Annotated in this window: 21 protein-coding genes; 13 read left to right on the plus strand and 8 right to left on the minus strand. The window is 57.8% G+C overall.

What is annotated here, in order from left to right:
* The first annotated feature begins 29 nt into the window (after window positions 1-29).
* Genes RYB66_RS05995 through RYB66_RS06020 form a run of 6 tightly spaced genes read left to right on the plus strand, consistent with a single transcriptional unit; the run spans window position 30 to window position 6,191 of the window.
* Entirely contained in the window at window positions 30-623 is a 594-nt protein-coding gene (locus RYB66_RS05995) for a hypothetical protein (protein ID WP_005744127.1), read from the plus strand.
* Window positions 624-677: 54 nt separating this feature from the next.
* Window positions 678-3,485, plus strand: a complete 2,808-nt coding sequence (gene metC, locus RYB66_RS06000; RefSeq protein WP_016981967.1) for a cystathionine beta-lyase — start codon at window positions 678-680, stop codon at window positions 3,483-3,485.
* Between the two features lie 57 nt (window positions 3,486-3,542).
* A complete protein-coding gene (locus RYB66_RS06005) occupies window positions 3,543-3,671 on the plus strand; it encodes a hypothetical protein (protein WP_002553552.1) in 129 nt (42 codons plus the stop codon).
* Window positions 3,668-4,417 carry a zinc ABC transporter ATP-binding protein AztA gene (gene aztA, locus RYB66_RS06010; RefSeq protein WP_005733071.1) on the plus strand — a complete coding sequence of 250 codons (750 nt, stop codon included), beginning with the start codon at window positions 3,668-3,670 and terminating at the stop codon, window positions 4,415-4,417. The genes RYB66_RS06005 and aztA overlap by 4 nt, the downstream gene beginning before the upstream one ends.
* Complete coding sequence (locus RYB66_RS06015; protein ID WP_002553554.1) at window positions 4,414-5,283, plus strand: metal ABC transporter permease; 870 nt, start codon at window positions 4,414-4,416, stop codon at window positions 5,281-5,283. Before aztA ends, RYB66_RS06015 begins: the two co-directional genes overlap by 4 nt.
* A gap of 11 nt (window positions 5,284-5,294) precedes the next feature.
* The gene (locus tag RYB66_RS06020) at window positions 5,295-6,191 is read left to right on the plus strand and encodes a metal ABC transporter substrate-binding protein (RefSeq protein WP_016981968.1); all 897 of its coding nucleotides are present in this window, start codon (window positions 5,295-5,297) and stop codon (window positions 6,189-6,191) included.
* Between the two features lie 52 nt (window positions 6,192-6,243).
* On the opposite strand, the gene RYB66_RS06025 is transcribed toward RYB66_RS06020, so the two are convergent.
* Window positions 6,244-7,392, minus strand: a complete 1,149-nt coding sequence (locus tag RYB66_RS06025; protein ID WP_005777696.1) for an aldose epimerase family protein — start codon at window positions 7,390-7,392, stop codon at window positions 6,244-6,246.
* Between the two features lie 248 nt (window positions 7,393-7,640).
* Here RYB66_RS06025 and RYB66_RS06030 point away from each other — a divergent pair, with 248 nt between their 5' ends.
* From RYB66_RS06030 to araH, 4 genes are all read left to right on the plus strand, one after another.
* Window positions 7,641-8,513 (plus strand): SMP-30/gluconolactonase/LRE family protein, encoded by an 873-nt coding sequence (locus RYB66_RS06030; RefSeq protein ID WP_057404012.1) that lies wholly within the window; start codon window positions 7,641-7,643, stop codon window positions 8,511-8,513.
* A 187-nt stretch (window positions 8,514-8,700) separates the two neighbouring features.
* Complete coding sequence (locus RYB66_RS06035) at window positions 8,701-9,714, plus strand: substrate-binding domain-containing protein (protein WP_004664986.1); 1,014 nt, start codon at window positions 8,701-8,703, stop codon at window positions 9,712-9,714.
* A 55-nt stretch (window positions 9,715-9,769) separates the two neighbouring features.
* On the plus strand, window positions 9,770-11,293 hold the full coding sequence (gene araG / locus RYB66_RS06040; RefSeq protein WP_005757844.1) for an L-arabinose ABC transporter ATP-binding protein AraG: 1,524 nt from the start codon (window positions 9,770-9,772) through the stop codon (window positions 11,291-11,293).
* A gap of 41 nt (window positions 11,294-11,334) precedes the next feature.
* The gene (gene araH, locus RYB66_RS06045; RefSeq protein WP_004664988.1) at window positions 11,335-12,300 is read left to right on the plus strand and encodes an L-arabinose ABC transporter permease AraH; all 966 of its coding nucleotides are present in this window, start codon (window positions 11,335-11,337) and stop codon (window positions 12,298-12,300) included.
* Window positions 12,301-12,485: 185 nt separating this feature from the next.
* Here araH and RYB66_RS06050 read toward each other — a convergent pair whose 3' ends face one another.
* From RYB66_RS06050 to RYB66_RS06070, 5 genes are all read right to left on the minus strand, one after another.
* Complete coding sequence (locus tag RYB66_RS06050; protein WP_316894145.1) at window positions 12,486-12,728, minus strand: hypothetical protein; 243 nt, start codon at window positions 12,726-12,728, stop codon at window positions 12,486-12,488.
* A 264-nt stretch (window positions 12,729-12,992) separates the two neighbouring features.
* On the minus strand, window positions 12,993-14,306 hold the full coding sequence (locus RYB66_RS06055) for a sensor histidine kinase (RefSeq protein ID WP_005777679.1): 1,314 nt from the start codon (window positions 14,304-14,306) through the stop codon (window positions 12,993-12,995).
* The gene (locus tag RYB66_RS06060) at window positions 14,303-15,004 is read right to left on the minus strand and encodes a response regulator transcription factor (protein WP_005744114.1); all 702 of its coding nucleotides are present in this window, start codon (window positions 15,002-15,004) and stop codon (window positions 14,303-14,305) included. The genes RYB66_RS06055 and RYB66_RS06060 overlap by 4 nt, the downstream gene beginning before the upstream one ends.
* 51 nt (window positions 15,005-15,055) lie before the next feature.
* Window positions 15,056-15,835, minus strand: a complete 780-nt coding sequence (locus RYB66_RS06065) for a MipA/OmpV family protein (RefSeq protein ID WP_005777678.1) — start codon at window positions 15,833-15,835, stop codon at window positions 15,056-15,058.
* A gap of 206 nt (window positions 15,836-16,041) precedes the next feature.
* Window positions 16,042-16,683: a TetR/AcrR family transcriptional regulator gene (locus tag RYB66_RS06070; RefSeq protein ID WP_005744111.1), complete on the minus strand. Its 642-nt coding sequence runs from the start codon at window positions 16,681-16,683 to the stop codon at window positions 16,042-16,044.
* A gap of 91 nt (window positions 16,684-16,774) precedes the next feature.
* Between RYB66_RS06070 and RYB66_RS06075 the strand changes: the two genes are divergently transcribed.
* The gene (locus RYB66_RS06075; protein WP_005744110.1) at window positions 16,775-17,509 is read left to right on the plus strand and encodes a nitroreductase family protein; all 735 of its coding nucleotides are present in this window, start codon (window positions 16,775-16,777) and stop codon (window positions 17,507-17,509) included.
* A 44-nt stretch (window positions 17,510-17,553) separates the two neighbouring features.
* Here the strand turns inward: RYB66_RS06075 and RYB66_RS06080 are convergent, their stop codons facing one another.
* Entirely contained in the window at window positions 17,554-18,870 is a 1,317-nt protein-coding gene (locus RYB66_RS06080) for an APC family permease (RefSeq protein ID WP_117139937.1), read from the minus strand.
* Between the two features lie 230 nt (window positions 18,871-19,100).
* Between RYB66_RS06080 and RYB66_RS06085 the strand changes: the two genes are divergently transcribed.
* Window positions 19,101-19,961 carry a CAP domain-containing protein gene (locus tag RYB66_RS06085; RefSeq protein ID WP_394342688.1) on the plus strand — a complete coding sequence of 287 codons (861 nt, stop codon included), beginning with the start codon at window positions 19,101-19,103 and terminating at the stop codon, window positions 19,959-19,961.
* A 50-nt stretch (window positions 19,962-20,011) separates the two neighbouring features.
* On the opposite strand, the gene RYB66_RS06090 is transcribed toward RYB66_RS06085, so the two are convergent.
* On the minus strand, window positions 20,012-23,506 hold the full coding sequence (locus tag RYB66_RS06090; RefSeq protein ID WP_316894053.1) for a hypothetical protein: 3,495 nt from the start codon (window positions 23,504-23,506) through the stop codon (window positions 20,012-20,014).
* A gap of 550 nt (window positions 23,507-24,056) precedes the next feature.
* Between RYB66_RS06090 and RYB66_RS06095 the strand changes: the two genes are divergently transcribed.
* Window positions 24,057-24,218 (plus strand): hypothetical protein, encoded by a 162-nt coding sequence (locus tag RYB66_RS06095; protein ID WP_004660836.1) that lies wholly within the window; start codon window positions 24,057-24,059, stop codon window positions 24,216-24,218.
* Window positions 24,219-24,241 lie beyond the last annotated feature (23 nt).

The following is a 24,241-nucleotide window of genomic DNA, read 5'->3' on the forward strand; positions in this document are numbered from 1 at the left end:
GCCAGAACTTGAAAAACCGGAGCAACTGCATGAGTCATCACGACCGAACCCACGTAATAGAAACATTTCTGCAACAGGTACGTATCATCCATCAGCGCGGCGTAGACCGTAAGGCCCTGACTGAAATCGTTGCGCTGCTGGAGACCCTGGCCGAGCGTCACGACCTGTTCAATTTCAGCGAGTTTCCCGCACCGGTTCCGGGCGAGGGCGATACTGCGTTCCGCTATCGTCTTAACGACGATGGGGAAACCCCGACGCTGTACATGAATTCGCTGCTGCCCGGTAAAAGCACGTTGCCGCACAACCATGAAACCTGGGCGGTGATCGTTGCGGTACAGGGCCAGGAAATCAATTACGTGTGGGCCCGTACCGATGATGGCAGCGATCCGGCCTTTGCCCGGCTGAAACTGGAAAAAGAAGTGGTGGTTCAGCCGGGCACGCCGATTTCGTTCCTGGGTGAAGACCTGCACGGCATCAAGGTCGAAGGCGATCAGCCGACCTTGCATTTCCACCTCTACGGGCGTCCGCTGGAATCGCTCAACGGCCGCTATGGAGTCAACCAGGAGGGGCGCGTGCTCAATTACAACGCTTCACAGATGGCACCTTCAATTCAGGCGTATTGAGCCGACGCCGCCTGCGTTCAGCGTTGTTTCCCTTCAATTCAAACGAGCCACCCAATGAGCCAGATCATCACCCCGGCGCAACTTCAACAATGGCTGTTCGACGGTCAGGAAATTGCCCTGTTCGACGTACGAGAGCACGGCCAGTATGGTGATGCGCATTTGTTTCACGGGGTAACGCTGCCCTACAGCCGTCTTGAACTGGACATCCGTCGTCTGGCACCCAACCCCAATGTCCGGTTGGTGATTTACGATCAGACAGGTAGCGACGTAGCGCCGCGCGCAGCCTTGCGCCTTGTTGCGTCGGGATACTGCAACGTACACCTGCTTGAGGGCGGTGTGCAGGGCTGGCAAGCGTCGGGGCGACAATTGTTCGCCGGTGTGCATGTACCGTCCAAGGCATTTGGCGAGTTGGTCGAGCAGGTCAGCCATACCCCGCACGTCACTGCCACCGAGCTGGCGCAGTGGCAGGCGAGTGGCGAGCCGTTGGTGGTGCTGGACGGTCGGCCGTTTGACGAATACCGCAAGATGACCATCCCCGGTTCCGTGTGCTGCCCCAACGGCGAGCTGGGTTATCGCATCCCGGAACTGGTCAGTGATGAAAGCACGCCGATCGTCGTCAACTGCGCCGGGCGCACGCGCAGCATTATCGGTGCCCAGACCCTGATCGACATGGGCGTGAAGAACCCCGTCTATGCTCTGGAAAACGGCACTCAAGGCTGGTATCTGGCCGATCTGCAACTGGAGCACGGCAGCGTGCGGCGTTACCCGGATCAGGTCGCGTCTGCGGCATTACCCCGTCAGCGCAGCGCTGCCGAGGCGCTGGCAAAACGGGCTCAGGTACACACCGTGACCGCCGAACAGGTCAGGCGCTGGGCGCAGGATTCAGCGCGCAGTCTGTTCCTGTGTGATGTGCGCAGCGCTGAGGAGTTTGCCACAGGCAGCCTGTCCGGTGCGCGGCACACACCGGGTGGGCAGCTCATCCAGGCCACTGATCTGTACATCGGGGTGCGTAACGCGCGGCTTGTGTTGCTGGACTCCGACGGCATTCGCGCACCGATTGTGGCCAGCTGGCTCAGACAACTGGGGCATGACGCTTGTGTGCTGGCTGACGGTGTCGACAGCGGGTTGTCATTGCCCACGACGTTGCCGGATGTGACGGTCAGCGACGTGTCCGCGGTTGAGGTGCCTGCCATTGGCGCCCAGGCACTGGCGGATGCGCTGAAAGACGCTGCGGTGGCACTGATCGACCTGCGTTCAAGCACGCGCTATCGCAAGGCCCGTATCGATGGCGCGCGCTGGTCGATTCGTCCGTTGCTGGCCAGTGCTCTGGCCTTTGAAACGAGGCCGGTTGTGTTGGTGGCCGACGACCCGATGATTGCGCAACTGGCCGTGCAGGAACTGCCGTTTGCGCAGCGCCAGCAGGTTCGCCTGCTCGAAGGCGGAGTTGATGCCTGGCAGGCAGCCGGGTTGCCGATGAGTGAGGGCAAGGCGAGTCTGGCCGATGAGCAATGCATCGACTTTTTGTTCTTTACCCACGATCGACATTCAGGCAACAAGGATGCTGCACGTCAGTACCTGGCTTGGGAAATCGGCTTGCTGGGGCAAATGACCGACGAGGAGATCGCTGGCTTCAAGCCATTGCAGCCCGACCACGCAATCGGCAAGGAGCGTGACCCGCTGGTGCGCACCCGCCTGGTGCATGCCGCACGCACGCTCAAGGGTAGCGGGGTGCGTGGCGTGAATGTGCCGGTCACGCGCTTGAGCACGGTGCTGTTCGACAGCCTGAGCGAGATGCGCGATGTACGTAAACGTCGCGACAGCGAGCGCTTGTTGAGTTATGGCGCGCGGGGCAACCCCACAGGCTTCGCTCTGGAAGATCTGGTCACAGAACTTGAAGGTGGTTATCGCACCCGGCTGTTCAGCAGTGGCCTGGCTGCGGTGGCGCAGACGTTTCTGGCCTATCTGCGTCCCGGTGATCATGTTCTGTTGACCGATGCGGTCTACTCGCCGGTGCGGCGCGTGGCGCAGGAGTTCCTGCAGCCCTTCGGCATCGAAGTCAGTTATTACGCTGCCGATGGCCAGGGGCTGGAAGCGCAACTGCAGGACAACACGCGAATGGTCTACGCCGAGGTGCCGGGTTCGCTGCTCTATGAGCTGTGCGACCTGCCGGCGCTGGCTGGCCTTTGCCGACCCCGCGGCATTCTTCTGGCGGTGGACAACACTTGGGGCAGCGGCTACCTGTACCAACCACTGCAACTGGGCGCGGACATTTCGATCATGGCCCTGACCAAATACCTGTGCGGCCATAGCGATGTGGTGATGGGCAGTGTCTGTACGCGTGAAGAGGTCTGGTCGCCGCTGGGGCGGATGGGCGACACCCTGGGCAACGCGGTCAGTCCCGATGATGCCTGGCTGATACTGCGTGGCGCACGCACTCTGGCTTCACGCATGGATGTTCATGAGCGTCAGGCGCTGGACGTAGCGGTGTGGCTCGCTGCGCACCCTCAGGTCGGCCGGGTTTTTCATCCGGGTCTGCCCGAGCATCCGCAGCATTCGCTGTGGAAACGAGATTTCAACGGCAGCAACGGCTTGCTATCGTTCGAATTGCGTGAAGACAATCCCGCGCTGGCAGAGCGATTTATCAGCGCTTTGCAGCTGTTCGGTCTGGGGGCTTCGTGGGGCGGTTATGAAAGTCTGGTTACGGTTGCCGAACTGGGTAATCGGCAAGGCGAGCAGGGCAGCCAACTCAATACCGTGTTGCGTCTGCACATAGGGCTGGAAGATGTGTCGGCGCTGATAGAGGATTTGCAGCGAGGATTTGACGCTTGTCTGGAGGTACAATCTCGCATGAATGTTATTTAATAACATTTTCGTGACTGGTATGTAATACTGTAACAAATAGTTGCAGGTTACTTTCGCGTGAAAACTCCTTTTGCCTCGATAGCAGGCTCCGTGCTGGCCCAATCGGCCTGGAAGCGGGTCCTGTTTTCTCTTGCGGTGCTGATATTGCTCTGGCTGGCCATCGGCTGGTCGGTGGCCATTCCATGAGTGCAGCCATTGCTCTGGAAAACCTTACTGTGGCCTATGAGCGCCGCCCGGCGGTGCACCACATCAGCGGGCGGTTCGAGGCGGGCAGCCTGACGGCCATCGTCGGGCCGAACGGGGCGGGTAAATCGACCTTGATCAAGGCCATCGCCGGCACCATGAAGCCCGCTCAGGGGCGCGTCGACCGTGGCCGCCTGGCGACCCGCACGATCGGCTACCTGCCCCAGGCCGCAGAAATCGATCGCAGTTTTCCGCTGAGCGTCGCCGATACCGTTTCGATGGGGGCCTGGCACAGCATCGGGCCGTTTCGCAGCCTGACACGCAATCATGCGCGACTGACCGGAGAAGCGCTGAGCACGGTCGGCCTGGAGGGTTTTGAAGGGCGCAGCGTCGGTTCGTTGTCGTCCGGCCAGTTCCAGCGGGTGCTGTTTGCTCGATTGCTGCTGCAGGATGCTTCTGTGATTCTGCTCGACGAGCCATTTACCGCCATCGACGCACGCACCACCCGTGATCTGCTGGAGCTGGTGCGCGCCTGGCATGGGCAGGGGCGCACAGTGATCGCGGTCCTGCATGATATCGAACAGGTTCGTCAGCACTTTCCGCAAACCCTGCTGATGGCCCGTGAAGCCATTGCCTGGGGCGAAACCTCGCAAGTGCTCAGCGCCGCCAACCTGCGCAAGGCGCGCAACATGGCCGAGTACTGGAGCCCGGACGCCTTGCTGTGTGATAGCGAGGACGAGCGCTCATGATGCTCTATAGCCTGGTCGTCGAGCCTTTTATCGAATTCGGTTTTATGCGCCGCGCGCTGGTGGCGTGTCTGGCACTGGGGATTGGTTCCGGGCCGGTGGGCGTGCTGTTGATGCTGCGCCGTATGAGTCTGGTGGGCGATGCCATGAGCCATGCGGTGCTTCCCGGCGCGGCAGTGGGCTTCATGGTCGCCGGTCTGTCGTTGCCCGCGATGGGCTTCGGCGGGCTGATCGCCGGGCTGGCAGTGGCTTTGCTGTCAGGGTTGGTGAGCCGGCTGACTTCGCTGCGTGAAGACGCCAGTTTTGCCAGCTTTTACCTGACCTCTCTGGCGGCCGGGGTGCTGATCGTTTCGCTGCATGGCTCCAGTGTCGACCTGCTGCATGTGCTGTTCGGCACCATTCTGGCCATTGATGACACGGCTATCTATATGGTCGGCAGCATTGCTTCCTTCACGCTGATTCTGTTGGCAGTGATCTATCGCCCATTGGTGCTGGAATGCTTCGATCCGGGCTTTCTGCGTGCGGTCGGCGGACGCGGCTCGCTGTACCACGTGTTGTTCCTGCTGCTGGTGGTGCTGAACCTGGTCGCAGGTTTTCAGGCGCTGGGCACCTTGATGGCCGTGGGCATGATGATGCTGCCGGCAACCGCGGCACGTTTCTGGACCAACTCGCTGAGTGGCCTGATGGTGATTTCGACACTGCTGGCGACCTTGTCAGGCCTGATCGGCCTGATCGTTTCCTACCACCTTGGCGTCGCCTCGGGCCCGGCCATCGTGCTTACCGCCAGTGCGTTCTACGGCCTTTCCCTGTTATTCGGGCGCACGGGAATCGTGCGCCGACTGTTTCCCAAACCTCACCTGGCTAACTGAAAAGGTACGTCATGAAACGATTGATGGTGTTGAGTTCCATAGCTGCACTGGCGCTGTCTGCGTTCGCCAGCCTGGCCCAGGCCAAACCGCTGGAAGCCGTTGCGTCGTTCACGGTCATCGCGGACATGGTCAGTACGGTCGGCGGCGACCGTGTTCACGTAAAGTCCCTGATCGGCCCGAACGGCGACCCGCATGTCTACGAGCCAACGCCAAGTGATGCTCAGGCATTGAAAAATGCCGACCTGGCGTTTGTCAGTGGCCTGCATCTGGAAGGCTGGATGGATCGTCTCATCAAAGCGTCGGGCTACAAGGGCAAGCCGGTAGTGCTCTCTGAAGGGACCAAGACCCGCAGCATGGACGAAGATGGCAAGCGTATTGTCGACCCGCACGCTTGGAACAGCGCCGCCAACGGGGTGATTTATGTGCGTAACATTATCGCCGCGCTGAAGAAAGCCGACCCGGAAGGAGCAAGCGAGTATCAAGCCAATGGCGATCGCTACATCGTCGAGCTGCAACAACTGGACATTTACGCCCGCGATCAGATTCATTCGATTCCGGCCGCCAAGCGCAAGATCCTCACTTCTCATGATGCATTCGGCTACTTTGGCGATGCCTATGGCGTGACTTTCCTGTCACCGTTGGGCTTGTCTACCGAATCGGAAGCGTCGGCAGCTGATGTCTCGAAACTGATTCGTCAGATCAAGGCCGAGCATGTCAGTGCCTACTTCTTCGAAAACTCCAGCGACCCGCGTCTGGTCAAGCAGATTGCCGAAGCCAGTGGTGCCCAGCCAGGCGGTGAGCTGTATGTCGAAGCCTTGTCGCCAGCCGACGGCCCTGCGTCAACCTACGCGAAGATGTTCCGTTACAACGTCGATACCCTGACTGCGGCAATGAAGCGCAATCAGTAACCTCGAGAGTCGCCACCCCCTGGGTTTCAGGGGCTGGGCGACTTCAACGTCCCTAGTTATTGAGAAACTTGAACACGGTGGTCTGGGTGTAGGCTTTGCCTGGGTCCAGTCGTGTGCTGGGGAATTTTGGCTGATTGGGCGCATCAGGATAGTGCTGGGTCTCCAGGGTAAAGGCACCCCAGTGCGGGTAGACCTTGCCCGCCTTGCCATGAATGCTGCCATCCAGGAAGTTGCCGGTATACAGCTGTACGCCTGGCTCTGTGGTGAACAGCTGCAGCCTGCGTCCTGATTGCGGGTCGCTGACCTCGGCGGCCAGTTTCTTCACATCACCCTTAGTGTCGAGTACCCAGTTGAAATCAAAACCGCCTTGTTTGGGTTCGGCATATTTCAACTGCTGGTGATCATCCTTTATGTGCTTGCCGAACGCGGTGGGCTTGAGGAAGTCCATCGGCGTGCCCGCGACGGCAGGCAGTTCGCCGGTCGGTATCAGCTTGTCGTTGACCGGTGTGTAGTGCGAAGCGTGCAGGGTGGCGACCTGTTTGAGTACATCACCACTGCCTGCACCCGCCAGGTTGAAATAGCTATGGTTGGTCAGGTTCAGCACTGTCGGCTTGTCAGTGGTGGCGCGGTAGTCAATCTTCAGCTCGTTTTTCTCATTCAGGCTGTAAGTGACTTCAGTTTTCAATGTGCCCGGAAAGCCCATCTCGCCATCCGGCGACACGTAGGTCAGCTTCACGCCGACCGAATCACCGGTCTTGGTTTCTTCTGCCTTCCAGAGTCGTTTGTCAAAACCCTGAGTGCCGCCGTGCAGGGCATTGGTCTTGTCGTTGAGCGGGACCTGGTAGGTCTTGCCATCCAGGCTGAACTTGCCGCCTGCCAGGCGGTTGCCGAATCGGCCGATGGTCGCGCCGAAATAAACCGTGCCGTTGTTCTGGTAGCCCTGAACATCGTCGAAGCCCAGGACGATGTCCTCGACCTTTCCGGCCTTGTCAGGCACCAGCAGCGATTGCAGCGTCGCGCCGTAGGTGATGATGCTGGCCTGCACGCCGTGACTGTTGCGCAGGGTGAATTTCTCGACGGCAGTGCCGTCGGGCAGTTGGCCGAAAGTGCTGTGCTCGCTGGAGAGTGCCGCGGCCTGTGCAGTCAAGGTGCTGATCATCAAGGACAGTCCAAGGGTGCTGAGGAGAGCATGTGTTTTCATCTGATCTGCCTGCTTTTATTGTTATTGGTAAGACTATTTGATCGGATTAAAGCCGATGCATGGATTTATAGCCTATAAAATGCCACTTGAAAAATAAATTGTAATACTATTTAGTAGTGCCAGCTTCACTGAAGCCGGTCGATCCGCTGGATGCCTGCGAAACAGGTCGACTGAGCACGCAGGTTGGACAAGACTGCGACGCAAACATCCAAAAAGTGCCTTTACAACAATAACAAAGGACATTTTCCATGAACTGGCTGCCCGTTTCCGAGCACCGTTTCAAGCTGGCCGAGGGCTCGTTCTGGGATGCCGCAGAGCAGGCCTTGTACTGGGTCGACATTGCCGGTTTTCTGGCTTGTCGGCTGGTTGCCGGGGAGTATCGCCAATGGCGCATGCCCGAGCCGGTGTCTGCGTTTATACCGACCGGGCAGGGCGACGCACTGGTGACTCTGGCCAGCGGCGTGTATCGCCTGGACCTCACATCCGAAAAAACTTCACTGGCGTTGTTTTGCGTCGCAGACCCGACCCCTGGCAATCGCGCCAATGAGGCCCGTTGTGACGCGCGTGGCCGCCTGTGGCTGGGCAGCATGCAAAACAATATCGATGCCGAAGGCGAAGACGTACCTTTGGTCCGTCGTTCGGGCGGGCTGTTCCGGGTTGAACCCGACGCCCGCGTGACGCGTTTGCTGGACGGGCAGGGCATCGTCAATACCCTGCTGTGGAATACCGACGGCAGCGTGCTGTACAGCGCCGATACCCTCGACGAAGTGATCTACCAATACCCTGTGCAGGAAGATGGCTCGCTGGGACCACGTCAGGTATGGGCGGCCGAGCAGGGCCAGGGTTCGCCCGACGGCTCGGCAATGGATGCCGAAGGTTATGTATGGAACGCGCGCTGGGGAGGCAGTTGCCTGATCCGCTTTGCCCCCGACGGCAGTGTCGACCGGGTCATCGAGCTGCCCGTCAGCCATCCCACCAGTTGTGTGTTCGGAGGTCCTGACCTGGAGACACTGTATGTCACCAGTGCAGCGCCTGCCGATGCTCATGGACGGCTCGATGGCGCGGTACTGATGGCGCATGTCGGCGTCAAAGGAACGCTGTGTCAGCGCTTCAGCGGTTGAAAAAAAATGCCGCGCCGTCGCCTTTTCTGCGGCGGCGTCGCGGTGGGAAATGCAGGAGTGACATTCGGTTACATAGCGGTCATTCATTGTATGGTATGACTATTTAATCGGTTCTCGGACGCCTCCGCGTTTGCAACCGCCACCTCGCTGAACGCTGTAGCTATTCAATAAAAATAAGGAGTTAGCTATGTTGAGTCGTCACGGGATTCGTTCCCTGTGCTGTGCCGCCGTCACCACCGCCATTCTGGGCATGAGTGGCATCACCTCCGCTGCTGATGAAGTCAAAATCGGCTTTCTGGTCAAACAGGCTGAAGAGCCATGGTTCCAGACCGAATGGGCGTTTGCTGAAAAGGCAGGCAAGGAGCATGGTTTTACCGTGCTCAAGATTGCCGTGCCAGATGGTGAAAAGACCCTTTCCGCTATCGACAGCCTGGCCGCCAACGGTGCCAAGGGCTTTGTGATCTGCCCGCCTGATGTTTCTCTGGGCCCTGCAATCGTGGCCAAGGCCAAGGCGCTCGGTTTGAAAGTCATGGCCGTGGACGATCGTTTTGTCGACGCCAACGGCAAATTTATGGAGGACGTGCCGTATCTGGGCATGGCAGCCTTTGAAGTGGGCCAGAAGCAAGGTGCCGCGATGGCCACCGAAGCGAAGAACCGCAAGTGGGATGAGGGCGGGTGGAAAGGCACCTACGCGATCATCAACACTTACAACGAGCTCGACACCGGTAAGAAACGCACTGACGGTTCGGTGAAGGCGCTAGAGGAGGCCGGTTTGCCGAAAGATCACATCCTGTTCACCGCGCAGAAAACTCTTGATGTACCAGGCAGCATGGACGCCACCAACTCGGCGCTGCCAAAACTGCCTGGCGATGCGAAAAACCTGATCATCGGCGGCATGAACGACAACACTGTTCTGGGGGGCGTACGCGCGACGGCGAGCAATGGTTTCAGCGCGAAAAACGTTATCGGGATCGGCATCAACGGCACCGATGCCATTGATGAGCTGAAGAAAAAAGAGAGTGGCTTCTTTGGCTCCATGCTGCCAAGCCCGGACAAGGAAGGCTACAACACCGCGCTGTATATGTATAAGTGGGTCACCGAGGGCGTTGAACCGCCTAAATATACCGCTATGGACGATGTGACACTGATCACCCGCGCCAACTTCCAGGAAGTATTGACCAAGATCGGTCTGTGGAAGTGAGTTGACTGGGGGGCCTGATTTTCAGGCCCCTCACACGTGCGAGGAGGTTGGTTTCATGCAACAGGCTATCGAGCAAACATCCATAAACGGTGCCTTGCGCTTCAATGGCATCGGCAAGGTCTTCCCCGGCGTAAAGGCGCTTTCGGACATCAGCTTCGAAGCGCGCCCCGGCAGTGTTCACGCCTTGATGGGCGAGAACGGTGCCGGTAAATCCACGCTGCTGAAAATCCTCGGCGGCTCTTATCAGCCCAATAGCGGCACCTTGCAGATCGGTGAGCAGAGCTACCAGTTCAAATCCACCGCCGAGAGTATTGCGGCGGGTGTGGCGGTGATTCACCAGGAATTGCATCTGGTGCCGGAAATGACCGTCGCCGAGAACCTGCTGCTTGGGCACATGCCCAATCGTTTCGGTTTGATCAATCGTGGCGCGATGTACCGTCGGGCAGGTGAGCTGCTCAAAGGCCTGGCTGACGAAATCGACCCGCGCACTCGCCTGGGTGATCTTTCACTGGGCCAGCGGCAATTGGTGGAGATCGCCAAGGCCATGTCACGCAATGCGCACGTCATCGCCTTTGACGAACCCACCAGCAGCCTGTCGGCACGTGAAATTGACCGGTTGATGGCGATTATCGTGCGGCTGCGCGACGAGGGGCGGGTGATTCTCTACGTGTCTCATCGCATGGAAGAAATCTTCCGTGTCTGTGATGCCGTAACAGTGTTCAAGGACGGTCGTTTTGTAAAAACCTTTGAGCAGATGGCTGATCTGGATCATGACCGGCTGGTGACCTGCATGGTCGGCCGGGATATTCAGAACATCTACAATTATCGTCCGCGCCAGCATCAAGGGCCTAGCCTGCGAGTGACCGGGTTACTGGGGCCGGGGCTGCACGAACCCGTGAGTTTTGCCGTAGAGAAAGGTGAAGTGCTGGGTTTCTTCGGGCTGGTGGGCGCCGGGCGTACCGAGCTGTTCCGTCTGCTGTCGGGGTTGACGCGCAGCACGGCAGGCACGTTGCAGTTGGACGGCAAGCCATTGACGCTCAAGTCCCCACGCGATTCGATCGAAGCAGGCATTCTGCTCTGCCCGGAGGACCGCAAGAAGGAAGGTATCGTGCCGCTGTCCAGCGTCGCGGAGAACATCAACATCGGTGCACGGCCCCGGCATGTGAATCTCGGCTGCCTGATTCAGGGCCGCTGGGAGCGCGACAACGCACGCAGCCAGATCAAGTCGATGAACGTCAAGACACCATCGCCTGAGCAACAGATCATGTTCCTCTCCGGCGGCAATCAGCAGAAGGCGATTCTCGGTCGCTGGCTGTCGATGCCGATGAAGGTCCTGTTGCTGGACGAGCCCACCCGCGGGATTGACGTCGGTGCCAAGTCCGAGATCTACGAGATCATTCACAACCTGGCCGCCGACGGGATTGCGGTCATTGTGGTGTCCAGTGACCTGATGGAAGTCATGGGTATTTCCGACCGCATTCTGGTGATGAGCGAAGGCGCGATCACTGGTGAACTCAACCGCGATGAGGCTGATGAATCGCGACTCCTGCAATTGGCTCTGCCTCGCACGCGCAGCTGATAACCGGTCCCCTGACCATGAACAATAATAAAGAGGTGCATATGTCTACCGAATCCAGCCTGCAGGCTCCCCGTCAGGGCATGAACCTGCGTCGTTTTGCCGATGACTGGGTGATGCTCCTGGCTGCCGTGGGAATCTTCCTGCTGTGCGCCGTGTTCATCGACAACTTCATGTCACCGCTGAACATGCGGGGGCTAGGCCTTGCGATTTCCACCGTGGGCATTGCTGCCTGCACCATGCTCTTTTGTCTGGCGTCCGGGCACTTCGACCTTTCGGTCGGTTCGGTGCTGGCCTGTTCCGGGGTCATCGCCGGGATTGTTATCCGCGACACCGACAGCGTGTTTCTCGGTGTTTCTGCCGCGCTGGCGCTGGGGCTGGTGGTTGGTCTCATCAATGGCATCGTGATTGCCAAGCTGCGCATCAATGCCCTGATCACGACCCTGGCGACCATGCAGATCGTGCGCGGCCTTGCGTATATCTTCTCCAACGGCAAGGCCGTCGGCGTCTCCAACGAGGATTTCTTCATCTTCGGCAATGGCCAGATATATGGCGTGCCGGTGCCGATCCTGATCACCATCGCCTGTTTCATATTCTTCGGCTGGTTGCTCAACTACACCACCTACGGGCGCAACACCATGGCCATCGGTGGCAACCAGGAAGCTGCATTGCTGGCGGGTGTGCATGTCGATCGCACCAAGATCATCATCTTCGCGGTTCACGGGCTTGTCGGGGCACTGGCTGGCGTGGTGCTGGCTTCGCGTATGACCTCCGGGCAGCCAATGATCGGTCAGGGCTTCGAGCTGACCATTATCTCGGCTTGCGTACTGGGCGGTGTTTCGCTGAGCGGCGGCATCGGCATGATCCGCCATGTAATCGCTGGTGTGCTTATTCTGGCGATCATCGAGAATGCGATGAACCTGAAGAATATCGATACGTTCTACCAATACGTGATTCGCGGCACGATTCTGTTGCTGGCGGTGATCATCGACCGACTGAAACGTCGCTGAACCTGTTGGCCGCTGTTATGGCATTGCTGTTTAGTCGCGAGGGCATGAGCGACATGGATGGAGATGCAAGTAGCGGCTGAGTTCAGGGGGCTGATCACTTGCAGAGTGGACAGGTAACAACGCTATTGTTCTATAACAGTGCAGCCGCAAAGTGACTACTTTGCGGCTGTTTTTAACCGGTGCTTTTAGCCGCGAGGAGGGCAAGGGAGGCCGGTATCGTCACAGGCGTTGTTGATACTGAAGCCGTTTTTCAGCCTTGTCGCTACTTGCAGTGGTGCAGATGTGGTGCGGGTGGCTTCAGTCTTGCCGGCCTCTTGCACGAGCGCATGTTTGCCATCGACAGCTGGTGCGGTTTGTATACCGGTGGCGGCAAATGCCGTGCCCTGCAGGCCGATGATTGCAATGGTTGTCACAACGAGAGCTTTCAATGCGGACTTTGCTGTTACTCGGTTCATGATGTTTTCTCTGCGTGGCTTAATGATGGGGTGGCTATAAATAACTGCATTAAAGTTGCTGAATAGCAGGTTATTGGCCACGTGAATAATGTATATTTTTTTTATGACGGTAAGGCTGTTTTTTGGCCTGTGAAAAAAATTTAACTTAGCGTGCTTATTAATAGTGTCGCACCGTTAATCTCATGATGTTTCTCATGCCATTCATGACGCTGAAGTTATAGAGGCTTGCTGTCGAATTTACCGGTACTGCACTAGCCGAGTCCGGAAATCCAGCTCCGCTCTGGTGCCTAGCGTCGGCATCGACTCCAGGGTCAGCGTCCACCGAAATCGTTCGCAGATGCGCCGCACCAGAAAAAGCCCCAGGCCTTTCCCGGTGCCCGCTCTGGTCGAGTTTCTCAGCAGAGACAGGTAATGGAGGGACGCCTGCGCAGTGTCGAAGCCTTCGCCCGAGTCGGTCACGCTCAATACACCGTCCTTGAGGCGCACGGTGATTGTTCCGTCATAGGTGTTTTCGGCAGCGTTACGCAACAGGTTGCCGATGGCAATGCGTAACATCGCCTCGGGCACTTGCAGGCAAAGCGTCTGGTGGATGTGCACCGAAAACTGCACGGGTTTGCCGTCCAGAAGGTGTTGGTGGTCCTTGACCAGGCCTGGCAACAGGCGGTCCAGCTCGACGGGGTCGTCCGGCGCTGAGGACATGGGCTCGCGCGACAAATACAGCAGCGCGACCATGATCTCGGTCAGGTTATCCACGGTTGCCCGCATGCGTTGAATCGGTGGCGCTGCACACGCGGGTAGCGCTTGCCTGGCCAGCACATCCAGCGCGCCGCTGATCACCGCGATCGGCGTACGAAACTCATGACTGGCCTGATCGAGAAGGGCGCGTTCCCGGGCCATGAATTGCTCGACCCGTTCCAGATGTGCGTTTATACCGCAGGCAATGTCTTTGAGTTCTTCCTGGTCGTATTGCACTGGCAGGCGTTGCGAAAGGCTTTCCGGATCGAGTTGCTTCATGCCTAGCGCAAGCGCCTGAACCGGGCGGTGCAGGCGCACGTATAGCCAGGCGATTACGGCAATGATCAGTATCAGGTTCATGATCAGAAAAATGCCACCGATCAGCGCGATGAGGTTCTGCTCCTGCTCCAGATCACTGATGTCGATTGCTGCTACCAAGCGTTCATTGCCCAGCGACGTCACCAGCACGGCATAGTCGGGATCGGTGAAACTCGAAGCCCTTCGATCCATATCGCCCTCGTTGTAGAAGCCTGGGGCGAGTGAAGCCAGTAAGGGCGGCATGCCGGGCGCGGGCGTTTCGCCCGACAGTCTCCAGACCTGAATCCTTCCGGCTTTCTGTGGCGCTGGCTGCAGCGAGTTTTCGAGAGCATTGTTTGTCGCAGTTTCAAGCAGCTCTTTCCAGATCGGGTGATCGACGAGTTCCTGGCTCATGAACGCCTGAGTGGTCAGGCCGATGGTCATCAACAGCCCGAAGCCGAGCAGAATTGCACTGATCAGGCGATGCAGGCTGCCTCGACGACCGGGAAGATTGATCATGGGCACACGCACAGGCGAAAACCGACGCCCGGCACCGTGTGGAGTAGCTTTTGCCGGTTGACCCGGTCGCCATCGATGGTCTTTCTGAGTAAATGCATGTGCGAGCGCAGCAGGTCGCCGTCGGGCACGCTGTCGCCCCAGATGAGCGACTCCAACTGTGCGCGCGTCACGACGTTTGGAGAGTTGCGCATCAGAACTTCCAGCAGGGTTCGTCTTATCGGCGAGAAGGGTAACGGGACGCCGCCACGCATGATGGTTTGGGTGCTCAGGTCGAAGCACAGATCGGCGACTTCCAGCACCTGCCGTACATCCGAGCGCTTGTGGCTGCGTGCGGCCAGCACCCGCAAACGAATTTCCAGTTCAGGCAGAGCCAGTGGTTTGACGATGTAATCGTCCGCGCCCGATTCAAAGCCTTGCAGCTTGTCGTCCAGTTGATCCTTGGCGGTCAGCAACATCACCGGCACCGGATTGCGCAGTTCAGTGCGCAGATGACGCAGGAGACTGATGCCGTCCATACGCGGCATCATCCAGTCCAGCACAATGACGTCGTAATGGTTTTCGGTAATCAGGCGCATCGCGGACTTGCCGTCGGGTGCGGCATCCAGAGTGTGTCCGCATGCTTCCAGGTAGTCGAACATGTTGGCGGCCAGCGCCAGGTTGTCTTCGACGATTAATACACTCAGTGACCGTTCGATCATAATGGGCTCACAGTGAGTCAACTCCAGGCGCTGCACAGACAGTTTTCGGCATCAGAACTTTCTCGAAATACCGATGAACATCGAGGTAGAGCTGTCGGTATCATGCTCTACCAGCGGGCTGTCGCTCAGTTCATCCGGCAGGGCGCTGTAGCGCAGGTTACCCGAGACTTCCCACTGTTTGCCCAAGGGTTGGGAAAAACCCAGACCGACATAGGAAACCGTAGCGCTGCCAGGACGGTATCGGGCAATCCCGCGTTGCTCTTCTTCTTTCAGCGTGCCGTAATAGTAATCCACCAGGTTGCCGGACATATGGGTAACACCGATGTTGGGTTTGAAGCGCGTTTGGCCCCAGTTGAAGGGGTACGCATATTCGAGGTTCATCGAGTAGCCGTCGCTCGCACCGCTGATGTCGTTTCTGGCGACCGCTTCAAGCTGCCCTGCAGTGCCACGCAGTTTGGCTACCAGCCCTGCGTCGATACCATTGTCGCGGTCTTCCAGCAGATCGCTGTTGATGCCGTTTCTGGCCAGTTCGCGGCGACCAAAGTCGTCACGGTCAATGCCGTCCATCTGCAAGGCGAGAATGGCATCCAGGGAGAACGATCCGGTGTTGATCAGGTGGTAACCCGCGGTTACACCTTTCACGTAAAAGCGCTCGCCTTCATAGTTGATCAACGGGATCGGATTGACCTGTGTACCGACACCGGCATAAGGGCTTTTGCTGATTGCAGCGCCCAGGCCCAGGCTGAAATCACCCGGCTCGGCATGGGCGAACTGCAACGACAGGGCAGGCAAGGCAACAACGGTCAGCGCGGGAAGGAAAAGCGGTTTCATGGCGGCGGCTCTCTGAGTGATCTTTCTGACGTGCATCAGTGTGCGATGGCGTGTGTCGTCTGCATGTCGCTGTCGGTGATCTGGCCACGTGTAACGCTCATCCTGCTCAGACAGCTCTCTATTGCCGCACCTTTGCTTTAGCCGGGCAGGCGCTGAAAAATGCTGGCTATGCGTCGAAAGCTGGTATTCATTCCTGCCATCATCTATCAGTTGGCGCGGCCCACTTCCTTGCAATCAGGCCTGAAAAGATAGTTTTCAAGCAAAGTCACTACCTCTTGAACGAATCCTGGTTGTGCGAGGAGCTTCGGCCGATCAGCTGTGACAGTGTGGATAATTGCGTGTACAGCGATACCCATCAGATAGATCGAGAGATCCGGATCAGGAACATTCTTCATAAATGGCCTTAGCACCTGAGCAAACTGGTGTTGTAGAGCATCCTTATCGTCCTCCAGCTGCCGGATCGTACGTGGCAATTCCTCATGAATAGCCTTGTGCAGGGCCGGCGCAACACGATGCTCAGCGACAATCATCTCGATGATCATGGTCAGTGCCTCTCGAAGCGACGGCTGATCAGGCAGAACCTGTAACGCGTTGAGCAGATCTGTGCGCGTGTCGGCGGCGTGCCGTCTCTGTAATTCAGCGATGACTGCTTCTTTGTTCGGGAAAAACTGGTACAGCGAGCCGATGTTCACGCCTGCGCGTTCAGCAATCGCGTTGGTCGTCAGTCCCTCCCAGCCGACCTTGGTCAAAATGTAAGTCGCCGCTTGAATAATTGCGTCAACTGTCGCGCGAGAACGCGCCTGAGCCGGGATTTTCCTGGGGTTGACGGGTGTTCGGCTTTTACTCACGGGCAGCTCCAGAACATGAGTTTTTAAAATATAAGCTTTAACTTACGATTTGAATTGTGACAACACAACGTTGATCACGAATCGAGAACTCATGACCATGAACACACAGGAATATTTACTTCCCTGGGATGGCTTTCAGGCAGCCAATCGCTTTCGCCGGGCCATACGCAAATTCAACTCGAACCCCATTGTCCCTGGCGACATTCAGTTGCTGCTTGCAGAAGCAGCCTATGCCCCCTCCAGCGGGAACATGCAGCCTTATCAACTGCACTGGGTCCGCGATCCTGGGCTCAAAGCGAATTTGGCGGTCGCTTGCAACGGCCAGAAAGCTGCAGCATCAGCGGCCGAGCTCATCGTGATCGTGGCGAGTCCTGCGCTGGGGCTGCGTACAGCCAACGCACAACTTGACCACGTTGAAGGTTCGTCTGTGTTGGGAACAGATTCGAAGGCCTACTACCGCAAACAGATAGGTATGTTTCAGAAGGTTCTCGGAGTGGGATCTTCTGTCTTGTGGTCGCCGATTGTTGCGCTTGCAGCGCTGATCCGACCGACCCTCTCGCTACTCCCCATCGGCCATATCGGCGGTCGGCAATGGGCGGCACGCAATGCCATCTTCGCAGCTCAAACCATCATGCTTGGCGCAGCCGCGAAGGGCATCGATACGTGCCCGATGGAAGGATTTTCAGGCGCGAAAGTTGCCAAACTTCTCCAGCTGCCACGTGGTGCCGTCATACCGCTGGTTATCGCTCTTGGCTATCGAGCAGACGATGCAAGAATCGAAGAGCGGTGGCGCAATCCGATTTCAGACATCGTCGTTACACACTGAAGTAAAGCCTGACTCACGCGCGTGGCATGCATCACAAATGCCGTTCAGCGCGGGTGTGAAACCAGCACTGAACTGCCTAATCGGGTCAGTCCATAAAGCGCGGCTCCGACAGCGAGCATCATGCCGGCACGCAACCAGGTTTCAGGGCCTTGCTGGGTCAGCAAAAGCAGGCAGGAAAGAATCGCCAATACCGGAATGACCCAGTGAACCTGAAAATGGCCGGCTTCGACCTTGTCACGCTTGAGCACCAGAACCGCGATATTGACGCTGAGAAACACGAACAGCAGCAATAACACCACGGTTTCAGCGAGCGTGGTGAGGGTGCTGGTAAAGGACAGCGCGATGGCAACCACTGTGGTTGCGAAAATGGCCACGCCGGGTGTGCGCCGTTGAGGCAGAACCGAACCCATCACCGCGGGCAACAGTCCTTCACGAGCCATCCCGAAGGTCAGTCTGCTGGCCATGATCATGGTCAGCAGTGCGCCATTGGCAACTGCAATCAGCGCGATCACCGCGAACCATGGGGCAGGTATCCCCAACCCTGAAGCACTGACGACATCCATCAGCGGGGCCTGCGAAGCTTTCAACTGTTCGACGGGCAGCACCATGGCCGCGCCCACGCCGACCAGCATGTAAACCACGCCTGCAATGAGCAGTGCACCGAATAGCGCCCGTGGATAAACCCTGCGCACATCCTTGATCTCTTCGGCCAGGTTGGCAGACGTTTCAAAGCCCACAAATGAATAAAATGCCAGTAGCGATGCGGCAAGAATCGCGGTGGCGGGTGAGGTAGTGTCCAGTTCGAATACACGTTGCGGCACACCATTGCCCTGACTGACAAACCAGACTGCGGCCGCAATCACCATTGCCAGCCCGCTCAGCTCAATCAGGGTCATTACCAGATTGGCCGACAACGACTCCTTGATGCCACGCGCATTCAACAGCGCGACAATCACCAGAAAGCCCACACATACCCACTGTGCGGGCCAGCTTACCAACGCCTGGAAGTAGTCGCCGGCAAACGCGACCGCCAGCCCGGCAGCACTGGTGACACCTGCCGCCACCATGGAAAAGCCGACCAGAAACGACAGCAGTGGCTTGCCAAAGGCTTTTTCGGCGTACACCGCCGCACCGCCCGCACGAGGGTATTTAGTCACCAGTTCCGCGTAGGATGCAGCGGTCAGCAAGGCGAAGCACAGGGCAATCAGCAGGGGTGCCCAGATGGCTCCGCCGACACGTCCGGCGATGGTGCCTGCCAATGCATAGACGCCAGCACCCAGCACGTCACCGAGGATGAACAGTGTCAGCATCGGTGCCGTGATTGCCCGGCGCAGCGACGGAGTTTCGGGAGGAGTGGCCATGGTGAAAGAATCCTTTCTCGGCAGTTACAGGAGGTCTGTAAGGAAGATCGTGATGGTCCGGGTAAATTCAACGTGATCGCGAGAGGCCCGGATCAGCGGTGCTTTTTGCCGGAACAGGCATTTGAATAACCACTGCACCTGAACATGCAGCATGAACCAAGAGGCTTTTTCAGGGTCCTATTCGGGCCTTGAAATTCATGGCGTGCCTTTTCCTTTTCGAGTCTGTGTTCATGCCTGAATCGCACCGTTATTTCTGGCGCATGTGCGTGTACCTCGTGCCTCTGCTGCCCATGTACGCCAGCCATGCCAGTGCCAGTGACGAGCGACAACTGGTCCAGGCCATTAACGATTTTCGGGGGCAACCTCAGCGCTGCGAAGCACGGATGACAAAAATCTCCAGGGCGCTGACGCTCAACACCAGCGTAGCGTTGCCGATCAATTTCGCTGGCAGTTCACGTGATGCGCTCAAGGCATCCGGTTACCAGGCGGTCACCGTCCGGACCATACGACTTGCGGGTGCGCAGAGCGCTGGTGAGGCGTTCGGCATGCTCGAAAAACGCTATTGCGGCGCTTTGCTTGACCCGCAATACGCCGACATCGGTATCACTCGCGAGCGTGGCGACTGGCGTGTGGTATTGGCGAAACCGTTGATCGACGAAAGCCTGGAAGATGCACGCTCGGCTGGCCGCATACTTCTGGCGCAGGTCAATGCCGCGCGAGCCAAGCCGCGCATGTGTGGCAAGCAGCCGTTTCCTTCGGCCAGACCGTTGAGCTGGAACACGACCCTGGAAATGGCTGCACAGGGGCACAGCCAGTCGATGGCCAGCGAGAATTACTTCACGCATCGCGGCTTTGATAACGACTCACCGGCAGATCGCGCCCGTGCGGCAGGTTACGGCGGACGGCAGATCGGTGAAAACATCGCAGCAGGGCAGAGCACCGTCAGCAAGGCAATGGCCAGCTGGCTGGCCAGCCCGGGACATTGCGCCAACCTGATGAACCCGATGTTTACCGAGGTCGGCGCGGCCTATGCGACGGCTACCAACGCCGATTACGGTGTGTACTGGACCATGCTGTTTGGCGCTCCCTGATCAACCGAAAAGCCGCCTGAACGGCGGCTTGTCGAACATGCATGAATGGCTCAGACCTTCGAGCCGCTCCAGCGCGGTGCTTCTCTCAATTCGTCACGCTTCTGTTGATCCGGCGATTTGTGTGGCTCGCCGTATTCCACGTGTAACGTGTCATCAAGGCGGTTGGTGGAAGAGCCGCCTTCCTGCGGCGTTTCGTCGAAATGCTTCCACTCGGCACTCTGGAAGCGGAACAGGCTGTCGTCTTCAGGCGCTTCGCGTTCGCGATAGTGGTGGATCGAGTAGTGTGCATATTCGACCTTGTCGCCCCAGTCGGACTGCAGCAAACCGTCTGCCGCCAGATCGCGATACCAGTCGTTTTCCTTTTCGGATGCTTTCTGCTTTTTGTTATGGTCGACGAAATAGCCAATGATCCCGCCAACGACAGCAATCACAACGCCGACGAGGAAGAATGGCCCGGCCAGCGCGGTGGCCGCCGCGCCGCCTGCACCCACCAGCGCCGCGGTTCCCAGTACGCCGGCTGACGCGCCGAAGGCACCGCCGGCAATCTGCAGGCCGCCTGCGGCCTGAGCGAGCTTGTCACCTGACTTCACGCCGTCCTTGATGGTGAATGCACCCAGTACGATATCGGCAAAACCACCAGCCAGATCCGTTGCAGGCCCCAGCACTTTGACGACCGAGCCCGCGATTTTATTGGCAGTTCCAGAGGGCAGTTTGGCCCCTGAAGCCTGCACGGCGTCATCCAGCCGCTGGGTGATGCCGCCCATGGCCTGGCGTTCCGCTTCTGCACCGCCAGCCATGTCGCCCAGCGTCGAATTGAGCCGATATTCATCAGTCGCATCCAGTGCGGTGCGGATCTCGCTCAGGTTGCTTGCGGAAATGCCGCTGACCCTGACTTCCTTGGCCTTGCCAAAGCTTTCCTTGCCCCAGATCTCCGGTAACGTCTTGTCCAGCCCCAGCATGTCCACCAGGCCGCCTTTGCCCATCAGGTCGCCAACCTGATCAGCCAGACGTACAAAATGGCTGGCACCGCCGGCAAAGCTCAGAAAGTCCTTGGCAATGCCCAGGCGCTGAATCGGTGTCTCGCCTAGCTTGCCGCCGTTGCCGACCAGTTGATAAATCGCCGAGAACAGCGACACGCCTGCCGCAACGGAGCCCATGACGCCTTTGCTATTGAGCGTATTGAAGATTTCGCCCAGTTTGCCGCGATCAGCGACCGGTATGTAGGGTTTGGAAAGGGCTGTCTTGATGTCTGCTTCGCTGACCGTGCCGTTTTTCTGATAGGCATCACCGACCTCCTTGAGCGCTTTGGCGATGTCTGCGGGCTTGGCGTTGCCCACGACACCTTCCTGAAGGAATTTTTCGAAGGTGGGCTGCAGGAAGCGCGGCATATCGACCAGAAAGCCCTTGAGCTCTGCCTTGAGCAGGCCGAACAGGTCCTTGGTGGCGAGGGCGTTATTCTCGTCGCTGATCTTCGACGGATCGGCGACCAGATCGTTGAGATCGCTGGTCAAACCGTCGGCCTGAATAGACTGTGCCGCCTTGCTGGCGCCTTCTGGATCGACCAGTGCAAGTGAGGACAAGGTGTCGCTCAGGTCTTTCTGCGCCTCTTGGCCAAGGCCCTGCTTTTTCAGGTCCTTGAGGTAAAGTACGTAATCGGGATTGGCGGTAAGGTCGAGCAGCTTCTGCTTGATTTCGTCCTTGCTGGGCACTTTGCCCAGTGCATCGGTCATCTTGCTCTGGTAGTCCTGCTGCACGGTAGGATCAGAGAACAGTGTGGTCAGTTGTTCTTGCAGCTTGCCGCCATCAATGATGTCGTGCATGTCGGCCGAACTGAGTTGGGTCTGTTTGCTGTCGAATTCGCGCCAGGTGCCGCCGAAAGCGCCTTTGGCCTCTTCATAACCGGTCAGGCCGCGACCGTTGTCATAAGCAGCCTGCGCCTCGATTGCCCTGACCAGTTTTGCGCGAGGGTCATCCTTGGCAATATCCCCTTTGTTCACACCGTCGCGGTATTGGTCGAGCAGTTCCTTGGTCGCCAGTTCGCCGACGTTCAGCTCTTCGGAATTCTCGTCATCCTTGTCGGCTTTCACGCCGGTTTTCTGCCCCATCAGATCCAGCTCGGCCACGGGCGGCAAGTTATGCCGACTGCGGGTTTCACCGATATTGCCGGTGCCCAGCTCATTCCATTTTTCCACCACGTCATCGTACAACTGCGGGCTGGAATCCTTGGAGACGATGAACTTGCCATCGCCGTTCTCGAAACGAATCAGACCCGCGCCTAATTCGTCCGGTGAACCGATGGTTATGTCCTGATTCTTCAAAAAGTCATGAGGCTCTGCCAACGTGTAACCTTCTTCCCGGCTGCTGTTGATCTTGTTCCAGGCGTCATGGAGGGTGGTTACTTTGTCGAATAGTTCAGGGGTCAATGCTTCAGTGACGACAATCCGCTCACCGCTCTGATTCTGATAGCTGATCTGGCTTCCTTCCTGGCCAGACACCCAAGTGAACTGTGTAATGTCGTTCAAGCTGGGAATTGGGGTGTTGCGGTCAGCAAGAATCTGCCCTTCGTTGACTGCTGTTTCCATCGCAGCTCTTTTTTGCGGGTCCGACACTATGGTTTGCAGCGCTGCCAGATAATCGAACAACTTCGGATTGTCGTCACGGGTGACCACGACCTTCTCTCCGTTGTGCTCGTAACGGATAGTGTCCGGGCCGACCTCATTCAACGGGCCGACGGTGGTGCCGAATACGGGTGGCCATACTTCGTTGTCACCCGCCCTGCGATAACCTTGCGCTTCGCTCGTGTTCAGCCCGGTCAGGGTATTGAAAGCGTCTTTGGCCGCGCTGTACAGCTCAGGATTGTCGCTCTTGGCCACGACAATTTTATTGCCGTCACGGTCGACATAACGCATCACGCCCGGCCCGACTTCATCCACCGGGCCGACCACTGCAAAGCCTGCAATGTTTTCCGGCGGCTTTTCGTCCGCGCCTGCCACCCTGTAGCCTTCGCGCTGACTGCTGCCTACGCCGGATAGCGATTTGAAATCCGATGCCACCTGTTTGAAGAGTTCCGGGTTCTGTTGCTGCGAAACGATGACCTTGCTGCCATCGGCGGCTTCATAGCGAATCAGCCCCGGCCCCATTTCGTCCGGTGCTCCGATACGGGCATAGCCGCTCAGCGTCGCTGGCGCGGCAGCATCAGCCTTGGCTGGGGAGTAGCCAGCAGCCACACTGGCCCTGAAACCTGCCACTCGGGGTTGGTCTTCGACGACCTGACGATAGAGCTCCGGGCTGGTGGATTTGCTTACCAGTACATGATCGCCTTCCTGGGTGACGTAGCGCACTGTGTCAGCCGCCACAGTGCCGGGCTTTTCTATCGATGCGTAACTGCCCAGCGCAGGTGCCTTTTCGTCTGCGCCCGCTGGCCGGTATTGGCCGCCATTGCGGTTGCTGGTCTGCAGCACCTGATTGAATCGCGTTCGGGCATTCGCGCCCGGTGCGGGGGGCGGAAGAGGGCCAGGCGCCGGGCTGATCGTGGACGTCGACATAGCATATAACTCCTGTTGTTAACCGCTGGACGTGGAGCAGGCGACTCAATAATTGAGTGCCGCGAGGCGAACGAAACCCTGTGTTCAATGACGAACTCTTTATTCGTGTGAATAGTTTGAACGGCGTCTCGTTTTCAAATCAAAAGAACAGGGCTTATGGGCCGACACTATCATTCCGACAAGTGAAGTGGCGGATCGCTAATCTCTTTTCACAACAATTCACACGCGTCGATAAATAATAACGGCTCTGGCGAACACCCCGTAAACGTTGGAGCCCCGTCTCGTGGTACATAAAAAATTAATATCACCAGAAATAAACCAGAAATAAATATCACTTTGATATCACCTTGGATTTACGGTATTAATTCGTTGTGAAATCTGATTTCACAACGTTTCACAGCATCGAACAAGTTTCGCTGATTACTATTAATTGGCAGCGCGGCAATTAGCTTAGTGTCTCTGCACCGTGTTGTGTAATGGCACATTGACCTGCTCTTGAGCCGGTTGTTAATCAGCAGATAGATCCCTACTCGAAGCAAGGAGAAACAACATGAGTTCGACTCCACCCGTAAGCTCCGGCAATTCAGACGCAGCAATCGATAAAATGTCGGCGACCTTTGATATGGCTATCGAGAAATCGGCCAAGATCACTGAAATCTCCACTGCCAAGAAAGCAGAGCTGGATGCTACCAAGCAACGTCCACAGAACTGACGTTGTCATGCAGGCAGCGCTAC

It is taken from the genome of Pseudomonas syringae group sp. 243L2 (assembly GCF_032587875.1).
Taxonomy (GTDB): domain Bacteria; phylum Pseudomonadota; class Gammaproteobacteria; order Pseudomonadales; family Pseudomonadaceae; genus Aquipseudomonas; species Aquipseudomonas amygdali.

What these genes read in the sequence shown, in the direction of transcription:
- RYB66_RS05995 (WP_005744127.1), top strand. Translation starts at nt 30, where the DNA reads ATGAGTCATCACGACCGAACCCACGTAATAGAAACATTTCTGCAACAG.
- metC (WP_016981967.1), top strand. Translation starts at nt 678, where the DNA reads ATGAGCCAGATCATCACCCCGGCGCAACTTCAACAATGGCTGTTCGAC.
- aztA (WP_005733071.1), top strand. Translation starts at nt 3,668, where the DNA reads ATGAGTGCAGCCATTGCTCTGGAAAACCTTACTGTGGCCTATGAGCGC.
- RYB66_RS06015 (WP_002553554.1), top strand. Translation starts at nt 4,414, where the DNA reads ATGATGCTCTATAGCCTGGTCGTCGAGCCTTTTATCGAATTCGGTTTT.
- RYB66_RS06020 (WP_016981968.1), top strand. Translation starts at nt 5,295, where the DNA reads ATGAAACGATTGATGGTGTTGAGTTCCATAGCTGCACTGGCGCTGTCT.
- RYB66_RS06025 (WP_005777696.1), bottom strand. Translation starts at nt 7,392, where the DNA reads ATGAAAACACATGCTCTCCTCAGCACCCTTGGACTGTCCTTGATGATC.
- RYB66_RS06030 (WP_057404012.1), top strand. Translation starts at nt 7,641, where the DNA reads ATGAACTGGCTGCCCGTTTCCGAGCACCGTTTCAAGCTGGCCGAGGGC.
- RYB66_RS06035 (WP_004664986.1), top strand. Translation starts at nt 8,701, where the DNA reads ATGTTGAGTCGTCACGGGATTCGTTCCCTGTGCTGTGCCGCCGTCACC.
- araG (WP_005757844.1), top strand. Translation starts at nt 9,770, where the DNA reads ATGCAACAGGCTATCGAGCAAACATCCATAAACGGTGCCTTGCGCTTC.
- araH (WP_004664988.1), top strand. Translation starts at nt 11,335, where the DNA reads ATGTCTACCGAATCCAGCCTGCAGGCTCCCCGTCAGGGCATGAACCTG.
- RYB66_RS06055 (WP_005777679.1), bottom strand. Translation starts at nt 14,306, where the DNA reads ATGATCAATCTTCCCGGTCGTCGAGGCAGCCTGCATCGCCTGATCAGT.
- RYB66_RS06060 (WP_005744114.1), bottom strand. Translation starts at nt 15,004, where the DNA reads ATGATCGAACGGTCACTGAGTGTATTAATCGTCGAAGACAACCTGGCG.
- RYB66_RS06065 (WP_005777678.1), bottom strand. Translation starts at nt 15,835, where the DNA reads ATGAAACCGCTTTTCCTTCCCGCGCTGACCGTTGTTGCCTTGCCTGCC.
- RYB66_RS06075 (WP_005744110.1), top strand. Translation starts at nt 16,775, where the DNA reads ATGACCATGAACACACAGGAATATTTACTTCCCTGGGATGGCTTTCAG.
- RYB66_RS06080 (WP_117139937.1), bottom strand. Translation starts at nt 18,870, where the DNA reads ATGGCCACTCCTCCCGAAACTCCGTCGCTGCGCCGGGCAATCACGGCA.
- RYB66_RS06085 (WP_394342688.1), top strand. Translation starts at nt 19,101, where the DNA reads ATGCCTGAATCGCACCGTTATTTCTGGCGCATGTGCGTGTACCTCGTG.
- RYB66_RS06090 (WP_316894053.1), bottom strand. Translation starts at nt 23,506, where the DNA reads ATGTCGACGTCCACGATCAGCCCGGCGCCTGGCCCTCTTCCGCCCCCC.
- RYB66_RS06095 (WP_004660836.1), top strand. Translation starts at nt 24,057, where the DNA reads ATGAGTTCGACTCCACCCGTAAGCTCCGGCAATTCAGACGCAGCAATC.